This window comes from Shewanella baltica (assembly GCF_900456975.1).
GTDB classification, from domain to species: Bacteria; Pseudomonadota; Gammaproteobacteria; order Enterobacterales; family Shewanellaceae; genus Shewanella; species Shewanella baltica.
Genome location: NZ_UGYM01000002.1, coordinates 952,969 through 971,004 on the forward strand (window position 1 = coordinate 952,969; position 18,036 = coordinate 971,004).

Consider the following 18,036-nt stretch of genomic DNA (forward strand, 5'->3'; position numbering starts at 1 on the left):
ATGACAACACTACTTAATAAAACACCGCTTAACAAAACATTGCTTAACCAAACCCTGTTACCGACTTCAACGGCAGGCAGTTTGCCTAAACCTGTGTGGCTGGCAGAGCCTCAAACACTTTGGTCTCCTTGGAAATTACAAGGCGAGGAATTAATTGCCGGTAAACACGATGCACTGCGTTTGTCATTACAGGATCAACTACACGCAGGGATTGATATTGTCAGTGATGGCGAGCAAACGCGGCAGCATTTTGTCACTACCTTTATTGAGCACCTCAACGGCGTTGATTTTTCAAAACGTAAAACCGTGAAAATTCGTGATCGCTATGATGCGAGCGTGCCCACGGTTGTTGGCCCTGTGAGTCGCCAAAAGTCTGTGTTTGTTGAAGATGCTAAATTTTTACGCAAGCAAACTACGCAACCAATTAAATGGGCGCTGCCTGGCCCAATGACCATGATAGATACGCTTTATGATGACCATTATAAAAGTCGCGAAAAGCTCGCGTGGGAATTTGCCAAAATTCTTAATGAGGAAGCCAAAGAATTAGAAGCGGCGGGGGTTGATATTATCCAATTTGATGAGCCTGCCTTTAATGTGTTTTTTGATGAGGTAAACGAGTGGGGCATTGCCTGTTTAGAGCGAGCCATTGAAGGGCTTAAATGCGAAACGGCGGTGCATATTTGTTATGGTTATGGCATCAAAGCCAATACAGATTGGAAAAAAACCTTAGGGTCAGAGTGGCGCCAATATGAAGAAGCATTTCCTAAACTGCAAAAGTCTAATATCGATATCATCTCGCTAGAATGTCACAACTCCCATGTGCCAATGGAGCTACTTGAACTCATTCGCGGTAAGAAAGTCATGGTCGGCGCGATTGATGTTGCCACCGACACGATTGAAACCGCAGAGGAAGTGGCTGACACCCTACGAAAAGCCCTTAAATTTGTCGATGCCGACAAGCTCTATCCTTGTACCAACTGCGGCATGACGCCTTTATCTCATCAAGTCGCAAGAGGTAAACTCAATGCTTTAAGTGCAGGCGCAGAGATCGTCAGAAAAGAACTCTTGGGATTAAGATAAGACGCGATAAGTGCTGCTGTCTGTTTTACAGCAGTATGTTTTATAGCGGCATAAGTCTAGTGTTGAAAAGGTATCGACGTCGGTATTAAAAAAAACGGGATTGGCAAATTGATGCCAATCCCGTTTTCATTTCTAAGCTCATGCATTTAGTGCTTAGGTTTATGCATTGTCTTGGCGCTTATTCACCAAGCTTTGGCGTGCGCGGCGGGATCATGCGCCTTTCACCTGTCGACTCGAACGCACCTGCAAATTTAAGCAGGTTATTATCGTCATAGGCACGGCCCGCGAAGGTTAACCCCACTGGCATGCCAATATCGGCCATCACGCCCATAGGCACAGTCACAGTCGGTACCCCTAAGTGACGAATCGCGAGGTTTCCGTTTGCTACCCAAACCCCGTTACTCCAAGCGATATCGGCTGAAGCCGGATTCACATGCGCATCGGCTGGGCCTACATCTGCCACGGTTGGGAACAGCACTGCATCAAGCTTTAGCCTGTCCATCCAGTCTTCGAGATCTAGCTTACGGGTCTTCTCTAAGCCACGCAGACCATCGGGAATACTGTCGATCTGGTCATAGGATTTAAGACCACGCTTAGCCATGTTCACATACTCTTCCATGCCTGCCGCTAAGTCACCTTCACGATTTGGCAAGGTGCCTAAGTCGTGGGGAAAAATCAAATGCCCAACAACATCAGCAAGTTTGTTGAGTTTAGGGTCATTGTTAGCACGCAGGAATTCATCGAATGCCCAACCCGAGAGTTCCCATAATTCATCATGGAGGAATTGGGGCGTGACTATGCCACGGTTAAACACGGTCGGCGCGCCGGGGCGGTCACCTTCGCAATTGGAAACCAGCGGAAAATCAACTTCAATCACTTCTGCGCCAGCAGCTTCTAAGGCTTTACGTGCCGCTTCCCACAAATCGATAACCGATTGGCGGGTATGAATACGTTGACCCGTTGGGCCACCGATACCAGGATTTTCGCTGGTTCCCGCCAATTCATCCTTATTGATGTACATGCGCGGCACGCCAAAACGCTTACCTTTAAGCGTGTCGGCTTGAGCGGCAAGCTCCAGATAAGATGCTGGACGGACGCTTGATGCTTTAGGAATTTCGACCCAAGGTTGCAGACGCCAGAGATCGCCACGGGTGATAGGATCGTCAGCTACAATCACATCAAGCACTTCGAGCATATCTGCCATAGTGCGGGTATAAGGCACCACTACATCCATGGTCGGCGTTAACGGCCAGTTACCGCGCACGGAAATCACGCCCCGTGACGGCGTATAGGCACACAAACCGTTGTTCGATGCCGGACCACGGCCACTCGACCAAGTCTCTTCGGCTAGGCCAAATGATGAGTAGCTCGCCGCTGTGCCCGTGCCAGCGCCATTGGAAGAGCCAGAAGCGAATGGTGCAGTAAGATACTCAGCATTGTATGGGCTTTCAGCGCGGCCATAGTGACCACGCTGCATACCGCCATTGGCCATGGGTGGCATATTGGTTTTGCCTAAGCATATGGCACCCGCGGCGCGTAGGCGCTCAACGGCGAAGGCATCGTACTGGGCCACTAAATCCTTAAAGGCTGGGCTGCCAGACGCCGCCGTCAGTCCCTTCACCAAATAGCTGTCTTTGGCGGTATACGTAATTCCCTCAAGTGGGCTTAAGGTTTCACCACGGGCGCGGCGCGCATCTGACGCCTCGGCTTCTTTGAGTGCATCGGGATTGTGCACCACTAACGCATTGAGCTTAGTCTTCGTAGCTGGGCCGTCATACGCCTCAACCCGTGCGAGATAAGACTTCACCAGCTCAACTGCTGTGGTGCGGCCAGATTCGAGCGCTGCACGCAGCTCGGCAATAGAAACTTCTGTGACTTCAAACATCTTACGCCCTCCCGCTGAAAGCCAATTGTGGTGCAATAACAGTGACATCAATCGTCATGCTGTTCTCCTTGGGTTGCTTACTTTCCAGAGGGGATCTGTTGGGTAATACAATGGATATTGCCACCACCTAATAGGATTTCGCGGGCTGGCACACCGACAATCTCATACTCGGGGAAAATTTCCTGCAGTTTTTGCGCGGCGATATCGTCGGTGGCAGGATCAAGTAGCGGGAAAACGATACGATTATTGGTGATTAAAAAGTTCACATAAGAACCCGCTAAGCGCTCACCCGCCGTGCGTGGCACGCCAGTGCCTTCTGTCACGCCCAGTGATTCCTCTTCGGTGCAATACAGCGGCCCCGGTTGTGGCAACAGATGGATTTTTAACTTACGGCCTTGTGCATCCACGGTATTTTGCAGCACATCTAGCGCAGCTTTTGAGCGCGGATACTGGGGATCGGTTTCATCATCAGTCCAGTGCAAAATCACTTCGCCTGGGCGAGCAAAACAGCACATGTTGTCGATATGACCATCGGTCTCATCCATATACACACCATCTTGCAACCAGATAAACTGCTTAACATTCAAATAGTCACGCAGTAAGTCTTCAATTTGTTCTTTCGTCAGATCTGGGTTGCGGTTGGCGTTGAGTAAACATTCGGCACTCGTCATACAGGTGCCTTCACCGTCAACATGGATAGAACCCCCTTCGAGGATCAGCGGCGCGCTGTAACGGGCAAACCCATGTTGCTTAAGCATTTGCTGTGCAACTTGTTCGTCCTTATCCCATGGGAAGTACAAACCACCGTTATGGCCGCCCCAAGCGTTAAAGCCCCAGTCAACGCCACGGCATTCGCCCTCGGCATTAATGACCACTGTTGGACCAGTGTCACGCGCCCAGCAATCGTTACTGTCCATTTCGACCAAAGTGACGTGCGATGGCATCACTTTTTGAGCTTCAGCTAAAAAGGCTTTAGGTACACCCATATACACGGGCGTCGCTCCACCAATGGCATCGGCCACTTTAGCAAAGGTCGCTTGAGCATAAGCCCCAGCAGAGCGCCAGTTGTCAGGACGATGTGGCCAAATCATCCACACCGCTTGCTGCGCTGCCCATTCGGCGGGCATGTGGAAACCATCTTGAGATGGCTTAGTCGTTAACGGCGTGGCATCCACATTCGCGTTTGTCATGAATTTTGTCTCCAGTAATGCTCAAATCTATAAGGGTGTACGCCCCATTTGGAGCGACAGAATAGAAATACACCTAACATAATCAAATAAATCGAATGACCGCATTCATTAAGCGGTACTTATCACATGCATACATCACATATATAGTTAGGCCGAAATTGTTAGGTCTTCACTCAGTGAGTTTTAGCTTCATTGAAATATTGCTGCGTATCTTATCATTTAAGATGGCTTGTGCTAAATACTTGTATGCAGGACATAGATGAGAATTTGTAGGGGTAGATAAGTCTTCAGTTTATTGTTCTTGGGGTGAATATCATCACCACATGGCGCAAATGCGCTTTTAGTTAAAATAAGACCTATTAAATAAGAACCCTAAGATCTGTTATCAGCATCAAAATAGCGCTTTTATGTGACCTCGCTTATCATCGCGTTATTATAGCCTTTTACTAACAAGCACTGCTGAGGCGTATTCTTTTTGTTCATCCTCAGCATTAGTCCGTTTAAGTATTTATCTTTAAAGGAGGTAAGCATGACTTCCCACTCTGCGCCATTAACTTCATTTTCGACCTCGGGACTTTCTGCAACGAGCCTTTCTGCTACAGATGTAGAGCCGCTGCTTAAGATAATGGAAAAACTGCGCGACCCACAAACAGGTTGCCCGTGGGATAAAGCACAAACGTTTCAAACCATAGTGCCTTTTACCTTAGAGGAAGCCTATGAGGTTGCCGATACCATAGAGCGCTTAGCCTGGGATGAGTTACCCGATGAACTTGGGGATTTATTATTTCAAATCGTATTCTATTGTCAGCTTGGTAAAGAGCAGGGGTTGTTTGATTTTGCTACTGTGATTGAGAAAATCAGCGACAAGTTGACCCGCCGTCATCCCCATGTGTTTGGTGAGCAAAATCCGCAAATAGGCGATAGCGCTCAAGCGATGAAAGCCAATTGGGAGGCGATTAAAGCGACTGAACGCGAACAAAAGGCGCAGCAAGTGGCGGGTGAAATCCAAGCTGACACTGTGGTTTCTGCGTTAGATAATATTCCGCGTACCCAACCTGCGCTGTCGCGCTCAATCAAAATTCAGCAAAGGGTGGCGCGAGTCGGTTTCGATTGGGCCGAACTTGAACCCGTGGTCGCTAAAATTCAAGAAGAAATCGATGAAGTCTTACATGAAGTGAATCAACCCGAGCAAGATCAAGCGAAAGTGCAGTCCGAAATGGGCGACTTGCTATTTGCCGTGGTGAATCTAGCCCGTCATCTTAAGGTCGACCCAGAGCAAGCGTTGCGTCAAGCCAACCTTAAATTTGAACGCCGTTTTCGCGGCGTAGAGCAGTTGGCGATTGAGAGCGGTAAAAGCATGCAAGAGCACACATTAATGGAGCTTGATGCCTATTGGGACCAAGTAAAAGCGACTGAGACGAGATAAACGGCAAATTATCCCGATTGGTGTTTGTCGAATCGCGCCGCCTTTGGTATACTACTGCCCCGTCCTAGTGCTTTCTTACAAGCACGTATTTTCAAACTCATTTTCTCAGGTTCAGCATGACTACAAGGTATATCTTCGTTACTGGTGGCGTTGTTTCATCACTAGGTAAAGGCATTGCAGCAGCATCATTAGCTGCAATTTTAGAGGCCCGCGGTCTCAATGTAACCATCATGAAACTGGACCCTTACATTAACGTTGATCCGGGTACCATGAGCCCAACCCAACATGGCGAAGTATTTGTTACTGAAGACGGTGCAGAAACAGATCTCGACTTGGGTCACTACGAGCGTTTCATCCGTACTAAGATGAATCGTCGTAACAACTTCACTACCGGTCGTATTTACGAAGAAGTATTACGTAAAGAACGTCGTGGCGATTATTTGGGCGCAACCATTCAGGTTATCCCACACATCACTAATGCGATTAAAGAAAAAGTATTAGCAGGTGGCGAAGGCCATGATGTGGCTATCGTCGAAATCGGCGGTACTGTGGGTGATATCGAATCCTTGCCGTTCCTAGAGTCTATCCGTCAGCTCGGTGTTGAGCTGGGTCGTGATCGTACTCTTTTCATGCATTTAACCTTAGTGCCTTTCTTAGGTGCTGCTGGCGAAGTGAAAACTAAGCCAACTCAACACTCAGTGAAAGAGCTGCGTTCTATCGGTATTGCACCAGATGTGTTGGTTTGCCGTGGTGACCGTGCGATTCCTGCTAATGAAAAAGCCAAAATTTCGCTGTTCTGCAACGTCGAAGAGCGTGCGGTTATTTCATTAAAAGATGTTGATAGTATTTATAAAATCCCAGCTTTGTTACGTTCACAAGGTTTGGATGACTTAGTGGTTAAGCGTTTCGGTTTAGAATGCCGTGAAGCGGATCTGTCTGAGTGGGAAAATGTGATTTACCAAGAAGCTAATCCAAACGGCGAAGTCGTTATTGGTATGGTGGGTAAATACATTGAACTGCCAGATGCCTATAAGTCAGTTAACGAAGCATTAAAACACGCTGGCCTTAAAAACCGCGTATCAGTGACCATCAAGTACATTGACTCACAAACCGTAGAAGCCAAAGGCGAAGAAGTCTTACAGGGCTTAGACGGTATCTTAGTACCAGGCGGTTTTGGCGAGCGTGGTGTTGAAGGTAAGATACTGGCGGCAAAATTTGCCCGTGAAAACAATCTACCGTATTTCGGTATTTGTTTAGGTATGCAAGTTGCCCTGATTGAATTCGCGCGTAATGTTGCTGGCATGGCTGATGCACATTCAACTGAATTCAATAAAGAAACACCATTCCCAGTCGTGGGTTTGATCACTGAATGGATTGACGAAGAAGGTAACGTCGAGCAGCGCCATGAAGCGTCTGACTTAGGTGGCACTATGCGTTTAGGCGCTCAATTGTGTCATTTACTCGATGGTTCGAAAGCGGCTCAAGCCTACAAAGGCAATAGCTGTGTAGAACGTCACCGTCACCGTTATGAAGTGAACAACAAATACAGAGAGCGTTTAGAACAAGCTGGCATGATCTTCAGCGGTTTGTCTTCTGATCGTAAGCTGGTGGAAATGATCGAATTAAAAGATCACCCATGGTTTGTTGCAGGTCAATTCCATCCTGAGTTCACCTCAACTCCGCGCGATGGTCACCCATTGTTCGAAGGGTTTATTGCTGCGGCAAGTGCGCATCAAAAACGTGATCTGAAGTAAGAATATTTGAGGCCGGACCCGCGACAGTGGGGCCGGCCTTTTGCTACACTCATCAGACTTGAAACATAAGAATTTAATACCTCTGGGTATAAACAGTATGCGTATCAGTTGCATCTGTATGGAAGCAAACCGTAAATGGAATTTTGTTATTTTCTGCGGTATGTGACTTCCATTTATTCCCATAGGTATTGGTTTTTTCTTTTATCTTTAAACTTAAATCGAGGGTGTTATGGCTAAGATTATTAACGTGATTGGTCGCGAGATTATGGATTCTCGTGGTAACCCAACTGTTGAAGCCGAAGTGCATTTAGAAGGTGGTTTTGTGGGTATGGCTGCGGCGCCTTCTGGCGCATCTACCGGTAGCCGCGAAGCGTTAGAATTACGTGATGGCGATAAAAGCCGTTATTTAGGCAAAGGCGTATTAACGGCTGTTGCCAATGTAAACGATTTAATCCGCACTGCGTTATTAGGCAAAGATGCCACTGCACAAGCTGAGCTTGATCAAATCATGATCGACTTAGACGGCACAGAAAACAAAGACAAGTTAGGCGCAAACGCGATTCTGGCTGTGTCTTTAGCGGCTGCCAAAGCGGCTGCAGCATTTAAAGGTATTCCTTTATACGCGCACATCGCGGAATTGAACGGCACGCCAGGCCAATATTCTATGCCTGTGCCTATGATGAACATCTTAAACGGTGGCGAGCACGCGGATAACAACGTTGATATCCAAGAATTCATGGTGCAACCAGTTGGCGCGAAAACCTTCCGTGAAGCACTGCGCATGGGCGCTGAAATCTTCCATACGCTGAAAAAAGTATTGCACGACAAAGGTCTAAGCACTTCAGTGGGTGACGAAGGTGGTTTTGCACCTAACTTAGCGTCAAACGCTGATGCGTTAGCCATTATCAAAGAAGCGGTTGAACTGGCTGGCTACAAGTTAGGTACGGATGTGACCTTAGCGCTGGATTGCGCCGCATCTGAATTCTACAAAGACGGCAAATACGATTTAGCGGGCGAAGGCAAAGTATTCGACTCGAACGGTTTCTCTGATTTCTTAAAATCATTGGCTGACCAATATCCAATCGTGTCTATCGAAGACGGCTTAGACGAATCAGATTGGGATGGTTGGGCTTACCAAACTCAAATCATGGGCGACAAGATCCAATTAGTGGGCGACGATTTATTCGTAACTAACACTAAAATCTTAACCCGTGGTATCGAAAACGGTATTGCAAACTCAATCCTTATCAAGTTCAACCAAATCGGTTCATTGACTGAGACTTTAGCGGCCATTCGCATGGCGAAAGAAGCGGGTTATACAGCAGTGATTTCACACCGTAGTGGTGAAACTGAAGATTCAACTATTGCTGACTTAGCCGTAGGTACTGCGGCTGGCCAAATCAAAACCGGTTCACTGTGTCGTTCTGACCGTGTTGCTAAGTACAACCAATTGCTGCGTATCGAAGAGCAATTAGGTGAAAAAGCCCCATACCGCGGTTTGAAAGAGATCAAAGGTCAGGCGTAATTTAAACTTTGATGTAAAAAGGCCACCACTTGGTGGCCTTTTTTGTTGTACTATCTGCTGTATATTTTTTTAATCCAAGATACTGACGCTAATTCCTCCATGAAATTTTTTGTCATTGCACTCATAGTGCTACTCGGTTTACTGCAATTTCGTCTTTGGTCGGGAGATAATAGTCTTCCTGAATATTTCGTCCTGCAAAAACAAATTGCCGCGCAGCAAGAAGGTAACGCCAAACTCAATGAGCGTAACCAAGTGCTGAAGGAAGAAATCATCGATTTGAAAAGTGGTACCGAAGCCATAGAAGAACGTGCGCGTAACGAACTTGGCATGGTCAAAGAAGGTGAAACCTTCTATCGCGTCGTGGGTGGTGATCGCTCAGTATCGAGTCCATCCCAGTAATATGGAGTTAGGATGTCAGAGCTAGGACATTTAGATCTTGGATTAAGCGAGCAATCCAATCCAGGCAGTCAATCTGAGCCGGTAATGCAAACTGAATTGCAGCGCCAAGCTGAGCATATTACTCAAGCTGTGGTGGCTATCGTTCCCGCTGCGGGCATTGGTAGCCGCATGGGCGCCGACAGACCTAAACAATATCTTGAGGTGTGTGGGCAGAGTATTCTTGGCCATACTTTAGATAAGCTGTTGTCTCACCCGCACATTTCCCACGTCATCGTCGCCTTACATCCGAATGATAATATCTTCAATACCCTGCCACAGGCCGCGCATCCTAAATTGACCACAGTATTAGGCGGCGGTGAGCGCGCAGATTCTGTGTTGGCGGCGCTGCAAATTGTGCCCGAGCACAGTTGGGCCTTAGTGCATGATGCGGCAAGACCTTGTTTAACCGCGACGGATATCGACAAGTTACTCGCATCCAGAGTGCAATTTCCCCAAGGCGCGATTTTGGCCATGCCAGTACGCGATACCATGAAGCGCGCCAATAAACAGGGCGAAATCAGCGCTACTGTGTGCCGCGATAATTTATGGCATGCACTGACGCCGCAGTTATTTCAGGCAGCGCAGCTAAAAGATTACCTCAATGCCGCTCTGGCGGCAGGCGCGGTCGTGACAGATGAGGCTTCGGCGATGGAATGGGCGGGCATTTCACCCGGACTCGTTTCGGGCCGTGCTGACAATATAAAAGTGACGCATCCCGATGATTTGGGATTGGCCGAATTGTTTTTAATGCGTGCCGCAAAATAGTCATAATCCAAGTAAAATAATACGTTAGGAATATTAAATGAAAATCCGTATCGGCCATGGTTTCGATGTGCATAAATTTGGTGCTGCACGGCCCCTCATTCTTTGCGGCGTCGAAGTGCCCTATGAAACTGGCCTAATCGCACATTCAGATGGTGATGTGGTGCTGCATGCGATTTCCGATGCGATTCTCGGCGCACTGGCGCTGGGTGACATAGGTAAACATTTCCCCGACACAGATACCGCCTATAAAGGTGCCGATAGCCGCGTATTGCTGCGTCATAGCTATGCTTTAGCGAGGGCGAAAGGCTTTGTGCTGGGTAATCTTGACGTCACTATCATAGCGCAAGCCCCTAAAATGGCGCCGCACATTGAGGCAATGCGCCAAATATTGGCCGCAGATTTAACCTCGGAATTTGACGACATTAACGTCAAAGCGACCACGACTGAACAGCTAGGATTTACCGGGCGTAAAGAAGGTATTGCGGTAGAAGCCGTGGTATTGATGACCCGTAAACACGATTAACTTAAGAGTAAAAAAGTCCCATGAGCGAATTACATTATCTGTATGGCAAGCCTTTAGGTACAGCAGATCTAAGAACCCAAAATAGCGATTTTATCGTGAAAGAGATTTTGCCTTTTAGCCCAACGGGTGAAGGTGAACATCACATGCTGCATGTACGCAAAGAAGGGCTAAATACAGTACAAGTCGCTGAAATGATCGCTAAGTTCGCTAAGGTGCATCCAAAGGAAGTCACCTACGCTGGGCAAAAAGATAAAAATGCCATCACAGAACAATGGTTCGGTGTGCGTATTCCGGGTAAAGAAACGCCGCTTTGGAAGGATCTCAATAGCGAGCGTTTGACTATATTGTCGAGCAGCCGCCACAGCAAAAAACTGAGAATCGGTGCTTTAGTCGGTAACCGTTTTATTCTTACCCTGAGAAATGTCACCCAAGTCGAAGACATTATCAGCCGTATCGAAAAGGTCGCTCAAGTGGGCGTGCCCAATTACTTTGGTGAGCAACGCTTTGGTCACGATGGTAAAAACTTAGTTTTTGGTCGCCAAATGATGGCGGGTAAAAAAGTCAAAGATAGAAATAAGCGCAGCATGTATTTGTCTGCGGTGCGCTCAAATCTGTTTAACACTGTGGTGTCGTACCGTTTAGCCAACCATGGCACTAAGCCTCTAGCGGGTGATTGTGTGATGTTGGCGGGCAGCAAAAGCTTCTTCGTTACGCCTGAATGGGATCTTATTGTGTTGAAACGTCTGATTGAAAAAGACATTCAACTATCAGCACCATTATGGGGCCGCGGCATGATGCTGCCTCAAGGTGAAGCTGCTGCGGTGGAAACCTTGGCCATGAGTGAGTTGGCCGACGATTGCTATGGCCTTGAACATGCGGGATTAGAGCAAGAGCGTCGTCCGTTACTGCTTGAGCCCCAAGCCCTTAAATACGAACAAACCGCCGATGGTCTTGTGCTTGAGTTTGTGTTGCCTGCGGGCAGTTTTGCCACATCCTTGTTGAGAGAGTTAGTCAATTATCAAGATGTTAAAGAGCAGCAATGGCAAGCGACACTGGTGCAGGAGCCTGCGCCAGAGGCAACGAATGCTAACGTAGCGGCTGATACAATTGAAACTAAGACTGAAGCTGCACCTAACACTGAAGCAGAGTCATGATCCGCATCTTAGTGAGCAACGATGATGGGGTTAATGCTCCGGGGATCAAAGCCTTAACTGAGGCCTTGGCTGAAATTGCGACTGTGCTGACAGTGGGGCCAGATCGTAATTGTTCTGGTGCGAGCAATTCATTAACCTTGACTAATCCATTAAGAATTAATAGGTTAGATAACGGTTACATTTCTGTTCACGGTACACCGACTGATTGTGTGCATTTGGCTATCCGAGAATTGTACGATGGCGAACCCGATATGGTGGTGTCTGGTATCAATGCTGGCGCGAACATGGGCGATGATACCTTGTATTCGGGGACTGTCGCTGCCGCGATGGAAGGGCGCTTTTTAGGTTTTCCTGCGGTCGCGATTTCGCTCAATGGCCGCAAATTCGAACATTATCAATCGGCGGCTGTTTACGCTCGGCGGATAGTTCAAGGCTTGTTGGCCCAGCCTTTGGCAAAGGATCAGATTTTAAATGTGAATGTGCCAGACTTGCCGCTTGATCAAATCAAAGGCATTAAAGTGACTCGCCTTGGTGCTCGTCATAAGGCTGAAGGCATAGTACGAACGCAAGATCCCGCTGGACGTGAGATCTTCTGGCTCGGCCCACCAGGACAAGAGCAGGACGCCACTGAGGGCACTGATTTTCATGCTATCGCCAATGGCTATGTGTCAATTACGCCTTTGACGGTTGATTTAACTGCCTACGGACAACTAACGGCATTGCAAAATTGGGTAGATAAAATATGACTCGAGTTGCCTTAACATCGGCGGTGAACTTAGCTAAAAAGCTTCATGATGCGGGGATCCGCAATCAAGCCGTGTTAAAGGCGATATCGCATACGCCGCGGGAAATCTTTCTCGATAATGCGTTAGCCCATAAAGCCTATGAAAATACCGCTTTACCTATTGGCCAAGGGCAAACCATCTCGCAGCCTTATATCGTCGCCCGTATGACCGAACTCTTACTGCATAAGATGCCTCAGCGCGTATTAGAAGTGGGTACAGGATCGGGTTATCAGGCGGCAATTTTGGCGCAATTAGTGCCGCAGCTTTGTACTATCGAGCGAATAAAAGGCTTACAAATTCAAGCGAGACAGCGCTTAAAACGATTAGATTTGCATAATGTGTCGTTTAAATATGGTGATGGCTGGTTAGGTTGGGCGAATCGTAGCCCGTTCGATGCCATTATGGTGACCGCTGCCGCTTCGACTATACCTGAGGCCTTACTGTCTCAATTAGCCGAGGGCGGAGTGTTAGTTCTGCCAGTCGGCGAAGATACCCAGCAATTGATGCGAATCACTCGTACTGCGGACCGCTTCAGTTCGGAAACAATTGAAACGGTTAAATTTGTCCCTTTGATTAATGGAGAGTTAGCTTAACCTTGTGTTGTGCTACTGTCTCCACTGAACAGCTTGTCTTGCAACGAGGGCATTGTTTTCTCATCATAAACAGTAATACAGCCTCACCAAGGAGTTTTTATTGTTGAATGCGGGTTTAGTCTTAAACCTCTGCTTTATATTTCTGCTTGCAGGCTGTAGCTTTCAGGCCAGCCGACCCGCGCCCGTCGAAAATATTTCCCATAGCTACTCTAAAAACAACAAAGGCCACATTAAATCGAATTCATATAAAGTTAAGAAAGGCGACACGCTTTACTCTATTTCTTGGGGAGCAGGAAAGGATTTTTCTGAAATAGCTAAACTTAATCAATTAGATAACCCTTATACAATTTACCCCGGACAGATTTTATATTTAACGAATGCTAAGTCGAGTAGTCAGTCTAAATCTACAACTTTAGATGGAAGAAAAACGAGCTCCTCGGGTAATAATTCTAGTAAAAATGATAAAAAACAAACAGATAATCAGGTTTCTCAAACCGACGCTAAGTCAAGTAATGATCTGAAAAAAACACTTGATCAGAAAGCTAAGCCCGCGTACCTTGTAACAAGTTCCCAACAAAATGTTAACTCGATCATGGTTCCACCGACTTCGACACTACCAACCAGTGTGAGTCAGTGGGAGTGGCCAGTAAGAGGGAAGTTAATCGGGACTTACTCTGCCAATGAGCAGGGAAATAAAGGCATTAAGATCGCGGGGAATCGGGGAGATATCATCAAAGCTGCTGCAGATGGGCGGGTGGTATACGCAGGAAGTGCTCTTAGGGGTTACGGTAATTTAGTGATTATTAAACATAGTGACGATTACCTTAGTGCTTATGCTCATACGGACAAGATCTTAGTCAAAGAAAAGCAACATGTCCTCGCAGGGCAGACAGTTGCAAAAATGGGCAGTACAGGTGCCAATCGGGTAATGTTACATTTTGAAATTCGTTACCATGGACAGTCTGTAAACCCACTTACTTATTTACCCAAACAATGATTGCTTGGGGCCTTGTTGGCAAATGGAGGATAGGAAATTGCACTAATTCAGCAGTTTAATCAGGTTTGGGAGATTTAATCATGAGCCGCATAAAAAGCACTGCCGCAGAAGCACTAGTAGATTTATCCGTAGACACTGTTGACTTCGATCTTGAAAAAGAAGAAGTTGCATCCGATTTAGTTCAAGAGCTAGGAATAGAGCAACAGGTTCAAGATGACCTGCAAAAAAATCTTGATGCCACTCAACTTTACCTAGGTGAGATTGGTTTTTCCCCACTGCTTAGCGCAGAAGAAGAAGTTTACTTTTCCCGTAAAGCCTTAAAAGGCTGTGCAAAATCCCGTAATCGCATGATCGAAAGTAATTTACGTCTGGTCGTAAAGATTGCCCGTCGTTACAACAATCGCGGCTTAGCACTGCTTGATCTTATCGAAGAAGGCAACTTAGGCTTAATTCGTGCCGTTGAAAAGTTTGACCCAGAAAGAGGTTTCCGTTTTTCAACCTATGCGACTTGGTGGATCAGACAGACCATTGAGCGCGCCATTATGAATCAGACTCGTACAATTCGATTGCCTATTCATGTTGTTAAAGAACTCAATGTTTACTTGCGCACCGCTCGCGAGTTAGCACAAAAACTCGATCACGAACCAACGGCCGAAGAAATTGCCGAAAAACTGCAAGTGTCGAGTGCTGATGTCAGCCGTATGCTTAAGCTGAATGAGAAAATCACCTCTGTCGATACGCCTTTGGGGGGCGATAATGACAAGGCGTTGCTGGATATTTTAGCCGATGACGATAACGTTGGCCCTGACTATAAAGTGCAAGATGAAGATATTTCTAATTCAGTGGTCAAATGGCTCAATGAGTTAAACACTAAACAAAGAGAAGTGTTAGCCCGCCGTTTTGGTCTGTTAGGTTATGAACCTTCTACACTCGAAGATGTGGGTGCTGAAATTGGTTTGACCCGCGAACGTGTACGTCAAATTCAAGTAGAAGCATTGAAACGTTTACGCGACTTATTAGGATCTCAAGGTTTATCTGTTGAAGCATTGTTTAGAAACTAATTATTTCGAAACTAATAAATGAGAAACTAAGATCAGTTGTTCGTTGATCTCTATGCCTAGCTCCTAGCTAAGGTCTAGTGATTTAGTCTAGTGATTTAGTCTAGTGCTTAGGTCTAGTCGATAAAAGTAAAACGCCCACTAACAAGAGTGGGCGTTGTTGTTTCTAATCCTTTATTGCTGATCATATCGCTTGGCGAATATCACCCGTTCACAGAGCTTTAGCTCAGACGTTTCAGCTCATAGAGCAAATCAAGTGCCTGCTTTGGCGTTAAGTTATCGGGATTAATGCTACTTAACTTCGTTAGCGCTGGATTCTCAACCGGTTCAGGTAACGCGAGTAAGCTTTGAATAGGCGTCCTCGTTCCTTCAGCTTGATGATCGCGACTCTCCAATTGCTGCAACTTATGTTTAGCGGCTTTAATTACCTTATTTGGCACACCGGCAAGTGCCGCAACTTGTAAGCCGTAGCTTTTACTGGCGGCGCCTTCTTGCACTGCATGCATAAAGGCGATGGTATCGTCGTGTTCAATGGCATCAAGGTGCACATTGTAAACACCAGCCATTAATTCAGGTAACTGAGTTAATTCAAAATAATGGGTGGCGAATAGGGTCATAGCGCCGACTTGCTGGGCTAAATACTCTGCTGCCGACCAAGCGAGCGATAAACCATCATAGGTGGATGTGCCGCGGCCGATTTCATCCATTAACACTAAGCTACTGGCGGTGGCGTTGTGTAGAATGTTGGCGGTTTCTGTCATTTCGACCATAAAGGTTGAACGGCCAGAGGCCAGATCGTCAGAGGCGCCAATACGGGTAAAGATACGATCGATAGGGCCTATCAGTGCGCGATCTGCTGGCACAAAACAGCCAATGTGGGCCATCAGCGTGATCAAAGCGACTTGACGCATATAGGTCGATTTACCGCCCATGTTAGGTCCGGTGACAATCAACATACGTCTTTGATTGTGCAAGGTGACTGGGTTAGCGATAAACGGTGTTTGACTCACACGTTCCACCACTGGGTGACGACCAGCCTCTATCTGTACGCCGATATCTTGGCTCAGCTCTGGGCAAGTGTAGCCTAAGGTTTCGGCGCGCTCAGCAAAGTTACTTAACACATCAAGTTCTGCCGCCGCTCGAGCAAAAGCTTGTAATTCATGTAATTTTGGCAGAATAAGATCAAATAATTGTTCCCATAACTGCTTTTCGAGTGCCAGTGCTTTACCTTGGCTCGAGAGCACTTTTTCTTCGTACTCCTTAAGTTCGGGCGTGATATAACGCTCCATATTCTTAAGGGTTTGACGTCGTTGGTAATTGAGTGGCACTTGCGAGGATTGCAAGCGACTCACTTCGATGTAATAGCCGTGTACACGGTTATAGCCGACTTTAAGTGTGTTGATACCTGTACGTTCTTTTTCTCTGGCTTCGAGTTGTACTAAGTAATCGCTCGCACCTTCGCTAAGACCGCGCCATTCATCTAATTCGCTGTTGTAGCCTTCACGGATCACTCCGCCATCGCGGATAAGCATGGGAGGATTATCGACTATCGCGCGCTCAAGTAAGGCTTGTTCAGCGGGGAATTCCCCTAAGTGTTGCCGTAATTGAGTCGTGTGCGGCGCGCTCAGTGTGCTTAAACTCTGTTGTAATTCAGGTAGTAAGCCCAGCGCTTGACGTAAACGGGCAAAGTCCCTTGGGCGAGCGGTACGCAGCGCGAGTCTTGCCATGATACGTTCGATATCGCCAAGCGCTTTTAACTGCTCATGCAAACCTTCGTGGGCGGCAGTATCGAGCAGTTCAGTCACCGCCTGTTGGCGTGCTTTGATGTGTTTTGGATCTCGCAGCGGCTGATGGATCCAGCGTTGCAACATACGACTGCCCATAGGCGTTGCCGTGTTATCCAATACTGCGGCTAAGGTATTATCGCGGCCACCGGCAAGGTTTTGAGTGAGTTCTAGATTTCGACGCGTTGCCGCATCAAGCACTATGCTATCGGTTTGATTAAAGCGGGTAATGGCATTGATATGGGGCAGGGCTGTGCGCTGTGTGTCTTTGACATATTGCATCAAGCAACCTGCAGCCTGCAGTGATAAACGTGCATCTGCAATACCAAAACCATGCAAGTCTTTCGTGCCAAACTGAGCCAGTAGTAACTTGATGCTAGTGTCGTAATCAAATTCCCATTCAGGGCGACGACGTTTACCTTTAAAACCGTTTAGTAGACCTAGTTCGCCAAAGTCTTCACTGTAGAGAATTTCAACGGGATTAGTGCGTTGTAATTCAGCTTCTAATGACTCTCGCGTGTCGAGTTCGGCAATCACAAAACGTCCTGATGAAACATCCAGAGTGGCATAACCAAAACCGACTTTACCTTGATAAACGGCTGCCAATAGATTGTCTTGACGTTCCTGCAGCAGGGCTTCGTCGGTTAAGGTGCCAGGCGTGACGATACGCACCACTTTACGCTCAACAGGACCTTTAGAGGTTGCTGGGTCGCCAATTTGTTCACATATCGCAACCGATTGACCAATTTGAACTAATTTCGCAAGATAGCCTTCCACAGCATGGTAAGGCAGTCCCGCCATGGGGATAGGATCGCCACCACTTTTACCGCGCGCCGTGAGTGAAATGCCTAACAGCTCAGAAGCACGTTTAGCATCGTCATAAAACAACTCGTAGAAGTCACCCATGCGATAAAACAGCAACATGTCGTGATGTTCTGCTTTCATGGTCAAGTACTGACGCATCATAGGAGTATGTTTTTCTAAATCATCGGTATCAATTACATTCATTAAATCGTTATCGTCCGTTGTGACTGCCGTGGTTATGTGGGATTAAGCGCTATGGAAGCAGAAGACTGCTG

15 protein-coding genes are annotated in these 18,036 nt (G+C 47.1%); 12 read left to right on the forward strand and 3 right to left on the reverse strand.

Features of this window, described 5'->3' with window-relative positions; all coding sequences use genetic code 11:
• Nucleotides 1-1,080, forward strand: a complete 1,080-nt coding sequence (locus DYH48_RS04205) for a methionine synthase (protein ID WP_115334133.1) — start codon at nt 1-3, stop codon at nt 1,078-1,080.
• 178 nt (nt 1,081-1,258) lie between these two features.
• On the opposite strand, the gene DYH48_RS04210 is transcribed toward DYH48_RS04205, so the two are convergent.
• Entirely contained in the window at nt 1,259-2,965 is a 1,707-nt protein-coding gene (locus tag DYH48_RS04210) for an amidase (protein WP_115336094.1), read from the reverse strand.
• Nucleotides 2,966-3,042: 77 nt separating this feature from the next.
• Nucleotides 3,043-4,155, reverse strand: a complete 1,113-nt coding sequence (gene aguA / locus DYH48_RS04215; RefSeq protein WP_115334134.1) for an agmatine deiminase — start codon at nt 4,153-4,155, stop codon at nt 3,043-3,045.
• Nucleotides 4,156-4,684: 529 nt separating this feature from the next.
• Between aguA and mazG the strand changes: the two genes are divergently transcribed.
• The 11 genes from mazG to rpoS all read left to right on the forward strand — a co-directional run bounded on the left by mazG (nt 4,685) and on the right by rpoS (nt 15,176).
• Nucleotides 4,685-5,581, forward strand: coding sequence for a nucleoside triphosphate pyrophosphohydrolase (mazG, locus tag DYH48_RS04220; protein WP_115334135.1), 897 nt, complete (start codon nt 4,685-4,687; stop codon nt 5,579-5,581).
• 116 nt (nt 5,582-5,697) lie between these two features.
• Complete coding sequence (gene pyrG, locus DYH48_RS04225; protein WP_006082617.1) at nt 5,698-7,335, forward strand: CTP synthase; 1,638 nt, start codon at nt 5,698-5,700, stop codon at nt 7,333-7,335.
• A gap of 229 nt (nt 7,336-7,564) precedes the next feature.
• On the forward strand, nt 7,565-8,860 hold the full coding sequence (gene eno / locus DYH48_RS04230; protein ID WP_006082616.1) for a phosphopyruvate hydratase: 1,296 nt from the start codon (nt 7,565-7,567) through the stop codon (nt 8,858-8,860).
• A gap of 99 nt (nt 8,861-8,959) precedes the next feature.
• Entirely contained in the window at nt 8,960-9,259 is a 300-nt protein-coding gene (gene ftsB / locus DYH48_RS04235) for a cell division protein FtsB (RefSeq protein ID WP_086010657.1), read from the forward strand.
• Between the two features lie 12 nt (nt 9,260-9,271).
• A complete protein-coding gene (gene ispD, locus DYH48_RS04240) occupies nt 9,272-10,063 on the forward strand; it encodes a 2-C-methyl-D-erythritol 4-phosphate cytidylyltransferase (protein ID WP_115334136.1) in 792 nt (263 codons plus the stop codon).
• A gap of 37 nt (nt 10,064-10,100) precedes the next feature.
• The gene (ispF, locus tag DYH48_RS04245) at nt 10,101-10,586 is read left to right on the forward strand and encodes a 2-C-methyl-D-erythritol 2,4-cyclodiphosphate synthase (RefSeq protein WP_115334137.1); all 486 of its coding nucleotides are present in this window, start codon (nt 10,101-10,103) and stop codon (nt 10,584-10,586) included.
• Between the two features lie 20 nt (nt 10,587-10,606).
• Nucleotides 10,607-11,740, forward strand: a complete 1,134-nt coding sequence (gene truD, locus DYH48_RS04250) for a tRNA pseudouridine(13) synthase TruD (protein WP_063882520.1) — start codon at nt 10,607-10,609, stop codon at nt 11,738-11,740.
• A complete protein-coding gene (surE, locus tag DYH48_RS04255) occupies nt 11,737-12,486 on the forward strand; it encodes a 5'/3'-nucleotidase SurE (RefSeq protein WP_107402385.1) in 750 nt (249 codons plus the stop codon). Before truD ends, surE begins: the two co-directional genes overlap by 4 nt.
• Complete coding sequence (locus DYH48_RS04260) at nt 12,483-13,118, forward strand: protein-L-isoaspartate(D-aspartate) O-methyltransferase (RefSeq protein WP_115334138.1); 636 nt, start codon at nt 12,483-12,485, stop codon at nt 13,116-13,118. Before surE ends, DYH48_RS04260 begins: the two co-directional genes overlap by 4 nt.
• A gap of 100 nt (nt 13,119-13,218) precedes the next feature.
• Nucleotides 13,219-14,115, forward strand: a complete 897-nt coding sequence (locus DYH48_RS04265) for a peptidoglycan DD-metalloendopeptidase family protein (protein WP_115334139.1) — start codon at nt 13,219-13,221, stop codon at nt 14,113-14,115.
• Nucleotides 14,116-14,195: 80 nt separating this feature from the next.
• Nucleotides 14,196-15,176: an RNA polymerase sigma factor RpoS gene (rpoS, locus tag DYH48_RS04270; protein WP_006086853.1), complete on the forward strand. Its 981-nt coding sequence runs from the start codon at nt 14,196-14,198 to the stop codon at nt 15,174-15,176.
• A 218-nt stretch (nt 15,177-15,394) separates the two neighbouring features.
• On the opposite strand, the gene mutS is transcribed toward rpoS, so the two are convergent.
• Nucleotides 15,395-17,965, reverse strand: a complete 2,571-nt coding sequence (gene mutS, locus DYH48_RS04275; RefSeq protein WP_115334140.1) for a DNA mismatch repair protein MutS — start codon at nt 17,963-17,965, stop codon at nt 15,395-15,397.
• Nucleotides 17,966-18,036 lie beyond the last annotated feature (71 nt).